The 10533-nt window shown below is 62.3% G+C and carries 9 protein-coding genes; 2 read left to right on the top strand and 7 right to left on the bottom strand.

The window, feature by feature from the left end:
* Positions 1-133: 133 nt before the first annotated feature.
* The 5 genes from AC630_RS18495 to AC630_RS18475 all read right to left on the bottom strand — a co-directional run bounded on the left by AC630_RS18495 (position 134) and on the right by AC630_RS18475 (position 7419).
* The gene (locus AC630_RS18495; protein WP_245330439.1) at positions 134-2962 is read right to left on the bottom strand and encodes an autotransporter outer membrane beta-barrel domain-containing protein; all 2829 of its coding nucleotides are present in this window, start codon (positions 2960-2962) and stop codon (positions 134-136) included.
* 582 nt (positions 2963-3544) lie between these two features.
* Positions 3545-4231, bottom strand: a complete 687-nt coding sequence (gene plsY, locus AC630_RS18490; protein WP_074119924.1) for a glycerol-3-phosphate 1-O-acyltransferase PlsY — start codon at positions 4229-4231, stop codon at positions 3545-3547.
* Between the two features lie 421 nt (positions 4232-4652).
* Complete coding sequence (locus AC630_RS18485; RefSeq protein WP_074119923.1) at positions 4653-6026, bottom strand: epoxide hydrolase family protein; 1374 nt, start codon at positions 6024-6026, stop codon at positions 4653-4655.
* Positions 6027-6106: 80 nt separating this feature from the next.
* Positions 6107-6769 carry a cysteine hydrolase family protein gene (locus AC630_RS18480; RefSeq protein WP_074119922.1) on the bottom strand — a complete coding sequence of 221 codons (663 nt, stop codon included), beginning with the start codon at positions 6767-6769 and terminating at the stop codon, positions 6107-6109.
* A gap of 41 nt (positions 6770-6810) precedes the next feature.
* A complete protein-coding gene (locus AC630_RS18475) occupies positions 6811-7419 on the bottom strand; it encodes a VOC family protein (RefSeq protein ID WP_074119921.1) in 609 nt (202 codons plus the stop codon).
* 134 nt (positions 7420-7553) lie between these two features.
* Between AC630_RS18475 and AC630_RS18470 the strand changes: the two genes are divergently transcribed.
* Positions 7554-8039 (top strand): winged helix-turn-helix transcriptional regulator, encoded by a 486-nt coding sequence (locus AC630_RS18470; RefSeq protein ID WP_502691523.1) that lies wholly within the window; start codon positions 7554-7556, stop codon positions 8037-8039.
* Between the two features lie 494 nt (positions 8040-8533).
* On the top strand, positions 8534-9763 hold the full coding sequence (locus tag AC630_RS18465) for a CHAT domain-containing protein (protein ID WP_074119919.1): 1230 nt from the start codon (positions 8534-8536) through the stop codon (positions 9761-9763).
* 6 nt (positions 9764-9769) lie between these two features.
* On the opposite strand, the gene AC630_RS18460 is transcribed toward AC630_RS18465, so the two are convergent.
* Positions 9770-9976, bottom strand: coding sequence for a hypothetical protein (locus tag AC630_RS18460; protein ID WP_143198136.1), 207 nt, complete (start codon positions 9974-9976; stop codon positions 9770-9772).
* Positions 9977-10222: 246 nt separating this feature from the next.
* The gene (locus tag AC630_RS18455) at positions 10223-10420 is read right to left on the bottom strand and encodes a hypothetical protein (protein ID WP_074119917.1); all 198 of its coding nucleotides are present in this window, start codon (positions 10418-10420) and stop codon (positions 10223-10225) included.
* Between the last annotated feature and the right edge of the window lie 113 nt (positions 10421-10533).

Below are 10533 nucleotides of genomic sequence, written 5' to 3'. Positions count from 1 at the left end.
ATTCTTCATTTCGTGCTTTAAGTTGGTCGCGCTTGCGAGTTTGGGGGTTAAGAAGGTCGTGGACGAATAGCTTCTTCTATCGTCATCAAGCGCCGTTGCGTTTTCACACAGCCAAGACCCAGAAGCCGACGTATCACCACGCGTAGCGCACGACGCCCTTGCCGGCATAGGAGCGCGTGACGTTCGAGAACTCGCCCTCGAATGTGCCTGCGGCCGACCAGCCGTTCAGCCATTTCATCTCAATCGAGGCGGTGGTCAGCGCCGAATCCGACGCCAGCGCTGCGCCGTTGGCGACAAAGCTCGCGCCGGGCAACGTCTGGAACGTGGCGGCGACACTGCGGTCCGGATTGAAGTCATGCGCCCAGGCGAGACGGCCACGTAGTGTCAGGACGCCGTTCTGCATGGCGACGGACTTGTCGGTGCGGAGGCCGAGTTCGGACCGGGTATCGGTGACGCTCTTGGCGCCATAGGCGAGCGCAAAGGTGCTGGCGCCCGCCAGGGCCTGCTCGGCATAGGCCGGCAGGTCGAACGTCGTGAACTGTCCGGCGGCATAGGGCGTGAGACCGACGCCTTGGGTGACAAAGCGATAGCCGCCTTCGAGCCGACCGGAATAGGCATTGGCATTGAACTCGGCGCGGAGCCGATCAACGCCGGCAACCGTCACCGTGCGGTCGGTGGTGATGTCCTGCCACCCATGGGCCAGCGCCGCCGAGATATAGGCCGGACCGTTGATGTGGCGCAGATAGGCGCCGGCCTGGAAGAGATCGGAGCGCCCCCCGCCGAGGCCGCTGACGCCAAAGCTGGTGCCGCCGCCGGCGAGCGCGAAACCAGCGAGCGTGTTCGAGGAGAGGCGATAGTCCGCGCCAACCGCGGTGCCATAGATGCTGCTGGTCGAATTGTTCGACCCCACCGCCGTGTTGCCGTCGGTCCGCTGCGACCCGCCAAAGCCCGACACCCACACGCTCCAGCGCGGATCATAGGTTTTTGCCAGCGGCGCCTTGGTGAACAGCGCGTAGGCGTCGCGCTCGCTCTGCGAACGCGCCGCCTGCCCCTTGGCGGCGTAAGCCATGCTCTCCTCGGCATAGGCATTGGGATTTCCGCCGGCGCTGACGGGGGTGCCGCGCCCTGCGATGAAGGGGTCGGTCATCACCCCCAGGAACTGGTCCATCGCCTGGAACGTCGTCTGCTGCGTGCCGGTCGCGCTCTCGCCGGAGAGTTGCGTCAGCCCGGCGAGAAGGTTGGCACCGGAGAGATTGAAGATCGCGCTGAACGCGGTGGACAGATTGTTGCCGGCGAGCAGGGCATTGTCGATCGCGTCCGCCACGCTCCTTTGATTGACGTTGGCATTCGCCGGCAGGATCGGCGACAGCAGGCCGGGATCGAGCGACAGCAGTACGCTGCCACCGAGGTAGGTGAGCTGCGGATTGCGGGCCAGGTAGTTTCCCACCACGGCGGAGCCGAATGTCCCGGTGAGGGCTGATGAGGTCAGGATTGTGTAGGTGGTTTTCTGCGTGACAACGGTCAGCGGAGCGACCACGACCTGGCCGGCGAGATTGGCGGTGCCGGTCACGATGGTCTTGTCGGACGTGCTGCCGGACACCTGAACGAGGTAAGTCGCCGACGCCGTCAGCGTCAGGCTGCCGTTGACGGCGAGTGTGCCGATCGAATTGCCAGGCGCTAGCGTGCCGCCATTGATGATGGTGTTGCCGACGGTGCCGTTGCCGCCGAGCGTGCCGCCGGCATTGACGGTGACGCCGCTTGCGGAGGTGATGTCGCCGTTCACCGCCAACGTGCCGCCGTTGACGTTCACCGGGCCTGCAAAGGTGCTGGTGCCAGTCAGCGTCCAGGTCGAATTGCCGATCTTGTTGAAGGTGCCGAAGCCCCGATACTGCGCGGCAGGACCGATCGCCGATACATCGAACGTGGCGCTGCCCGTGCCGCCGAGCTGAAAAACATCGCTGCCGGTGCCGAGCACATTGCCCGATGTGACCGAGCCCGGCGCCAGCGTCAGCGTGTTGCCGCGGCCGGAAAACTGGATCGCCGCGGTGCCCCCGCTGATGGTGCCGGCGTTGAAGACCGAAGATCCACCGGCGCTGGCGATAATGCCGTACCAGGCTCCCGTGATGCTTCCGCCGGCATTGTTGGTCACCGTCACCTTGCTGCCGGCGGCGATGCCGTCGTAGGCGGTGCCGGCAATGCTGCCGGAATTGGTGACATTGGCAGAACCGTTAGCTAAAATGCCGTACCAGGCTCCCGTGATGCTTCCGCCGGCATTGTTGGTCACCGTCACGTCGGTGATTGTGGTAATTCCGACGACGCCGCCCGTGATGCTGGCGCCGGCATTGTTGGTCACCGTCGCATTGGTGCCGGTGGCAATTCCCGAGAAGCCGCCCGTGATGCTGGCCCCGGCATGGTTGGTCACCGTCGCGTTGGTGCCGGCGTTGATGCCCCAACTGCCGCCCGTGATGCTGGCGCCCGCATTGTTGGTCACCGTCGCGTCGAATTGGGCGGAAATGCCGGAGGAGGGGATGCCGATGCCGTTGCCGGTGATGGTGCCGGAATTGGTGACATTGGCAGAACCGCCCGTGGCGTTGATGCCGTACGCGCCGCCCGTGATGCTGGCGCCGGCATTGTTGGTCACAGTCACAGTGGCAGCGTCGATGCCACCATTGCTGCCGATAACCCTGGCGCCGTTGGCAACGTTGACGGTGATGCCGGTCTCAACTCCGGTGCCGTAGCCGTTGGATCCGGCGCTGGTGCCGGGCGCGCCGCCACCCTGATTGACGGTGTCGCCCGTACAGTCGGCCGTCACGTTGCTGGCGGCCTGGGGCGTGCAGTCGGCGTGTGCCACCTCGCCGTCCAGCAGGACGATTGCGAGAGCCGGAACCAGCACGCGGGCGGCGATGCGCACCATTTGGCGCTTGCCAGCGCCGCACCGGCCGTCGATCCGAAACCTCTTCACCTTGGATTAGCCCCAGGCACTTGCCCCAGAACGATTCCAAGGTTTATTCGCCAGCGGCGAAGTCAGCAAAATTTGTCGAACGATACAATCTGGACGGCAGGATTCAACTTGCGGAAAACATCGATAGCCTATGAGTGTATCCCGGAGGCAACACGTGAAACCGGATGGAAGCGCCGGCGTGCCGTCGCCCGGCCGTCGCGCTCATGCTCACCATTGGCATAGATCGTGGGCGGCTCGATGACCGGGAGGGGACCAGAAGCGGAAGTCTGAGGCTGCCAAGTGCTTGGTCCGCTCTGTCTTTTGATAGCGGACATGCGAGAGCTTTCGCTGCACATCGGCTCAGGGCCCAATGGCCGAAGTCGCCGTAATCAGATCAGTGGATTGATAGTTCAGCCCGACGCGCACGATCGCTCCTCAGCTAAACGCTGCCTTGAAATCCTCGACGAATTGTCTGGTCGTGATCGATGCCCGCCCGACCAATTTCTCAATCGGCTTGGTCTTCTCGGTCGAAAAGGCACCGGCCGCGCCGAGCTTGGCTAAGGGCGGCCCAGATGCGCTATCGAATTTCCGGAAGACGCTACGCTAGACTTGCGCTTCTGCTTTCATATCCGGGCTACGTTGACCCAAGCGTGGCTCCTTCCGCGCAAATAGCCGCTGAATGTTGGCACGATGGCGAACGATCACGTAGATGCCGCCTCCGATGACCAGAAGCCGGTAGGAAAAAGGGTGCTCAAAACCGCAGACGAGAACGATTGCCGTCAGTGACGCGAGTATCGAGCTGAGGGAAACAATCCGGGCAATAGCCAGCACGATGCCAAAGGCCGCCGCAGCGCCCAATCCGACTGGCCACGACATCGCCAGCAGCACCCCCAGCCCGGTCGCAGCGGATTCGCCGCCCGTAAAGTTCAACCAAATCGAGCGGCTATGCCCCAACAGCACGGCAATTCCGGCCAGGCAAACAGTCCGTGGCCCCCAGATTTGCAGATCAAGCGCTGTCAGCGGCGTTGAGGAAAACTGTGCATGGAGCCAGGGACAGAACGAGCGGGCAACGATGATGGCCCCGACGCCCTTCAGCACGTCGGCGACGAGCACCGCCAACGCCGGCCATTTGCCGAGAGTCCGCAACACATTCGTCGCCCCGGTGGATCTGGAACCATGCTCTCGAATATCAATGCCCTTGAGGACTCTTCCCGCCAGATAGCCCGTGGGCGTGGATCCCAAGAGATAGGCGAACGCGAATCCAACCGCGCTCGCTGTCAAGAAAGCCATGGTGTTTTATTTCCAGTTTCCGCAATCAGTATTTATGGCCGGCTTTGCTTGACCGCCATGCTCTTGAACCTCCGTAGGGCGGTCGCGACGATAGTTTAGCCAACTCGGCAACGCGAGCCTGGCATTGGCGCTGAAGCTGTTGTGGGACGGAGTCTACGGTTATTTCGGGTAAGTCGCGAGACTATGTTGCAGGTGCAGGTCTCGCGTCGACGATCGCCTCCATGATCGGGTCAATGACTGCAGCGGCGGCTGGGTCAGGCCCTTGGAGGTAAGGTCTGCCGACTGTATCGGCGGTGACCGGGAGCAGGTTAACAAGAGAGACCTACACCGGCTTTACTGTGGATGCGTACCACTCGGTCTCGGGCGAGGACTGCGCCGGGTGGTTCCAGTCGGGCGTTGGTGGACGTCGGCTGCCGTTCAATCAGGTCGAATTGCGCAGGGACCGGAACGCGTCGCGCACCTCTCTGCTGAAAATGGCGGGCTGCTCCCATGCCGCGAAGTGACCGCCGGCCTCGGCCTGATGGAAGTAGATCAGTTTGGGATAGGCCTTCTCGGCCCAGCTTCGGGGGGCCACGAAGCTCTCGCCTGGAAACGCCGTCACGGCCGCAGGGATCGGGACATTGGCCGGCAGATAGAGGTTTGTCTTGTTCTCCCAGTACAGGCGAGCTGAGGAGATGGCCGTATTGGTCAGCCAGTACAGCGAGATGTTGTCGAGCACGTCGTCGCGCGTCAGCGCGCCCGCGGAGTGCCCGTTGACCGTATGGCCTGCGACCGCCGAGGTCATCGCCGAGGCCGGCTGGGCGTAGCCATCGCCATGGTCGAGCAACCAGGCCGCAAGGCCGGCCGGCGAATCTGCAAAGCCCGTCAGGGTCTGCGGGCGCGTTCCCATGATTTGCGCATAGGCACGTCGCTTCGTGAACTGGATCTTGAGCTGGGCGAAGGCGTGCTTCTCTTCTTCAGACAGATCGGCCGGAGCGGATTCGCCGGATGCCACCGCCTTGAAGATCTCCGGTGGAACGACGCCGGGCAGGTTGACATGGATGCCGACCAATTCCGGCGCGCCGAGCTTCGCCATCTCGTTCGAGACGGGCGAGCCCCAATCGCCACCCTGCGCGACGAACTTGCCGTAACCGAGGCGCTTCATCAGCACGACCCAGGCCCGCGCGATGCGCTGCGGATCCCAGCCGGTGGTGGTCGGCTTACCCGAAAATCCGTAGCCGGGCATCGACGGGATGACGAGATGGAAGGCGTCCTCGGCGCTGCCGCCATGCGCGGTCGGATTGGTCAGGGGATCGATGATCTTGAGCTGCTCGATGACGGAGCCGGGCCAGCCATGCGTCACGATCATCGGCAGCGCATTGTTGTGCTTCGAACGGATGTGGAGGAAATGGATATCGAGGCCGTCGATCTCGGTCAGATGCTGCGGCAACGCGTTGAGCCGGGACTCGACCTTGCGCCAGTCGTAATCGGTCTGCCAGTAGCGGACGAGTTCGCGCAGCATCGCCTGAGGCACGCCCTGGGAATCGTCGTCGACGGTCTCCTTGTCGGGCCAGCGGGTCGCGGCCAGACGATGACGCAGGTCGACTAGCGCCTTTTCAGGGATATTGATCTTGAAAGGGCGGATCGCGTCGCTCGTTGCGGCGGAAGCCTCGTGGATGGGGAATAGGCCGGCGGCGCTGGCGGCCACGATCCCCGCCGCGGCAGTGGTCATGAACTTGCGCCTGTCATGATCGATGGTCTCGGAGCTCGACAATGCGGCAGCAGCAGCGGCCGGCGGATTGATAAACGTTGTCATTGAACCCCTCCCTTGCTCCGGTTGACTTCGCCTTGGCGTTTCGTCCCGTGATCGTCCCACGGAAGTGCGGGAATTGCCTGTTATGCTTTGTGAGATACCGTTAGGGCGGGCTGTGCGCGCTCCTGCTGCACAGCCGCAATCACCTCGGTCGTGGTGAATATGGCGTGAGCGTAGGTCGGGCCGTTCAGCTCATGGGCGGCCTGCATCATCTCATGGGAGAATGCAGCGGTGGCATCACGCACCAGCGTGACGTGGTAGCCCAGCTCCATCGCATAACGTGATGTGGACTCGATGCACGTGTTGGCGAGCAATCCGACGACGATCACATGCGTGATGCCCTTCTGCTTCAGCAGGAAGTCGAGGTCGGTATTGGCAAAGCCGCTTTGGCCCCAGTGCTCGTGGCCAACGAGGTCGCCGGGCTTCGGCGCAAAGTCCGGATGCCATTCTCCACCCCATTCGCCACGCGCGAAGCTGTGACGATGCATGATCGATCGCTGGGTCGGATTGGGATGATCCCATGTCTCATAATCGCCCGGCTCCCAGCGACGGTGCGGGACGATCACGACTTGGATTCCCGCAGCGCGGATAGCGCCGTCCAGCCGGCGAAGGTTGTCGAGCAGCCCGACCTCATCGGCGATCGGCTTGATGCGCGGATAGACCTTGCCGCCCTCGGACAGGAAATCGTTGTAGGGGTCGACGAAAAGCAGGGCGGTCTTGTCGCGTGGATAGGTGGTCTCGGTCATTGTTGCCTCCTCGGGCCGCCAGGCGGCCTGTTGCATTGGCGTCACTCAGGCAGCTTTTGGCCGGTCTGCTCGCGGACGATGTAGTCGGCATACCAGTCCGGCCAGTTCGCATCGTGCCCGCCGGTCCGCGTCTCGTGTTTGCCGTGTGCTGCGGCGGCGCGCCGGAGCGCCGCAGAGAGATCGGCGGGCGAGGTGAATGACGTTCGATCCGAGCTGACGCGCCCCGGCAGCCGCTGCGTGACCTGCTGAAGCAACCAGACATTTCCGTCCCGATCGCTGAACGTGGCCAGCGACCCGTAGCTGGGACGGTCCGGATCGGGACCGGGAATGCGGCCCTGCGGGCCACTGTGGAAGACTTCGCTTACATCAACGCCGCTCGAAATGAGCTTGCCGCGTGCAGCCTCGATGTCGTTCACGACGAGGAAGTGCGGCAATGCCGGTCCGGTGCCGAGCTGGATCGAGGTTGGAGAGCCGGGCGGCGTGAATTGAACGGCGCGGGACCCATCAGGCCTCACGAAATCGGCATCGAGTCTCCAACCCAGCTTTTCGTAGAAGCGCTTGGCGGCATCGACGTCGGAAACAGGGATGACGGAGACCTCCAGCTTCATGTCGACCGTGTCCGGCTTCTGGTCCTTGGTTGCGGTGGTCATGGCTCGCTCCTCTGTTGACGGACCGGGCGCCCGAGGCTGCCCGTTGCATTTGAACCGACGCGGTCTTATATTGCTATGAAAATCATAGTAACAAGCGCGATGAAGAAAACGTGATGAAGGCAAAGAGAGACAACATGACTGACCAAACACTCTGTCCGGTCGCGCGCGCCGAGACCGTCGTTGGCGATCGCTGGACGGTCCTGATCCTGCGCGAGCTCTTCATGCGGATGCACCGCTTCGAGGAGATACAGGCGCAGACCGGCGGAACGCCCCAGATGATAACCACCCGATTGAAGAAGTTAGAAGCGGACGGGCTGGTGAAGCGGCGCGTCTACAGCAAGCGGCCGCTACGCCATGAATATCAACTGACCGAGAAGGGCGAGGCGTTCTATCCCGTTATCCTGGCACTGCGTGCCTGGGGCGAGACCTGGTGCAAATCGCCAAGGGAGGGGCGTGCTGTGAACTATACGCATCTGACATGCGGCAAGCCTGCGGGGCTTGGCCCGATGTGCGAGTCCTGCGGCGAGGTACTACGCCGTGAAAGCCTGTCCGCTCAGCAGGCTCCGAAATATCGGATGGAGCGGGAGGCGCGATGGGAGACCTTCAAGGCGAGCCGCTAGACGATTTGCCGCGATGGTTGCCCCGCTGATCACATTGACAGTCGGGTAAGACAGGGCCAGGAGTAACAATCGCATAATCCGAAATCCCTCGCGTCGGCGTCGACACAGCCGGCCGGGAGGGGCAACAAGACAAGAGGTTGTGAAGCGGCTCACAGTCATGCCGGAGAAATCGCGCTAGAAAACTCCGGGCAGCCGGCCCGAACTCGTTGTTCGTGCTGTTGACGATTATTCGATCGAAATGCAATCGAGGCGTGTATCTGAGACGGTGGACCGCCCGAACGAAGAACAGGTGGACCGGCGGAATGCCGGCTACCGTAGATAGGGAGAATGATACCGGACATAGCGGGTGCGGCCTGCGCCGTCCCAGGCGCTCAGAGTGTTGAGATGCTGCGGCACAACGCCCTCCATTCAACCGTTGCGCGCCTTTCTGTCCGGTGTAGACTTTTTGCAGGCGCGATTTTTGCGCTGGCATGTGCGCGGCTGAGGGTTGCGTCGTGGCGAAAGTCGTTTTCAATCTGACCATTGAAGATTGTGGTGAAAACCATTGCCGCATTATCGCGGACTACAATTCGTCGAGCCGCGAGATCGAAGTCGAGAAGCTCAAGCCGAGTTTTCGTCAGAACCTGAGGCCGCTGCAGGAAGCGATCCTCCAGTCCTCTGGCGCGCGTAGCGCCGAGGCGGCGCTACGTCCGCGAAACGAGAATGCTGCCACGGCAAATGGCGGTGATGAGGCAAGACCCGCTATCCGAGACGCTGCCGGAAGTCTGACCGCGGGATCGGACGAACGGATCGTGCAGGAAGTCGGCTCGCAACTCTTCGACTTCATCTTTCAGCGAAAGATCCTCGAACTCTATCAGGAATGCTCCCAGGCGGCGCGAAGAGACGATGAGCCGTTCCTGATCCGCCTGCGGGTCAGCGATCCCACGCTCGCCTACGTGCCGTGGGAAACAATGTATGACAAGAAGAACCGCTTCTATGTCACGACATCCCAGAGCACGCCGTTCACGCGCGCCGTTGACGACTATGGCGAGGAACGCCGGATGTGCGCGGCAAGGCCGATACGGATGCTGGGCATGGCTGCGCGGGTCAAGGTCCTGAACGGTTTCCCGCTGGACGAGATCGAGGTCGACGCCGAGCAGGTCGCAATCAAGAACGCGCTGAGCGAGTTGAATGACGGCAAAAGGCTGAAGCTGTCCTGGATTCCGTCGGCGAAGGCCCGCGATCTCAACCGCCGCTTCCTGAGGGGAGATGAAGGCAAGCGGTGGGACCTGTTTCACTTCATCGGTCACGGTGGACACGATCCGGATCGGCAAATGGGCTTCGTTGTGGTCCAGGAGGAGGGCGGGTCGAGAGGGGCCAGGCTCTATGCCGACGCGCTGAAGACGTTTCTTACCCAGCCCGGCCAAACGCCAAGTCTCGTCGTCCTGAACTCCTGCAGCGGGGCGCAAGGCGAACCTGGCTCCCTGTTTTCGAGCACCGCTGCGGAGCTCATTCAGGGAGGCGTCCCTGCAGTGATCGCCATGCAGTTTGAAATCAGCGATAATATGGGTCTCGCGTTTGCCGATACGTTCTACACCTATCTCGCCGACAACGTATCGATTCAGGCGGCGCTGGCGCATACCCGGGCCGAATTGAAGGCGCGGCAATTCGCCGAATGGATTTCGCCGGTGCTGTATATGCGCGGCCTCGACGGGGAGATTTTCGTGGACCGAGCCGGATCATAGTGAGTGTCACCAATGCAGGGCCTTGACCCGTCCGTCGTTGCTCTCTGCCTCGGTGCGATCGCGATCTGCATCGTCAGCGCGATCGACTTTCACGCTCCCTTCGAGATCATGGAAATCCGCTATGGCGTAAACCGCGATCGCTATTACTTCGGGGTCCTCGCCTACGTCGCGATCGCCGTGGTCTTCTATGTGTTTCTCGTCATCGGAATGCATTCGCTGATCACGTCTCTCCGTCCGCATGCGGAGCCTGAAGCTGGACTGCTCGTTGCCATACCCGCGACGATGGCGTTCATGGTTGTGGCGCCTCATCTGCCTCTTGCTCGTCGGGTGATCAATTTTCTGCGGACCATGATGCAGACTCTGGCGCGCTATCCTCAGGCTGTGGAAACCGTCACGGCAGCCATCGCGCGTTCGCCGATCAAGGTGACAGAGCGGGCCAAGCCGGAGCTGCAGCGTGAGCTAGAAGGATATGGCGTCCCCGCCAGGTTGATCGAGAAGGCGCTCAATCACGACGACGAGGTGCTCGCCGCCGGCGCGGCGACCATGATCAAGCAGGTCGCTTCCCTTCATACCAGTTTCGTCGAGCTGCGCGGCAATAAGCGCTTCGCGAGGTTTTTCCGCGCGCGGAAAGCCGCCTTTGACGAGATGGAGAGGCAATATCGGCGAATGCTGCGGCGGTCGGCCCGGGCACTCCTGCTGACGGAAGACATCATGGTGTCGGATGTCGATGCGCAGGAGTTGGTGCTCGAGATTTCCGACTTCATCGCTGA

Origin of the sequence: Bradyrhizobium sp. AS23.2, assembly GCF_001908185.1 — a bacterium.
Classification (GTDB): Bacteria; Pseudomonadota; Alphaproteobacteria; order Rhizobiales; family Xanthobacteraceae; genus Bradyrhizobium.
This window is presented reverse-complemented; position numbering and strand designations above follow the sequence as displayed.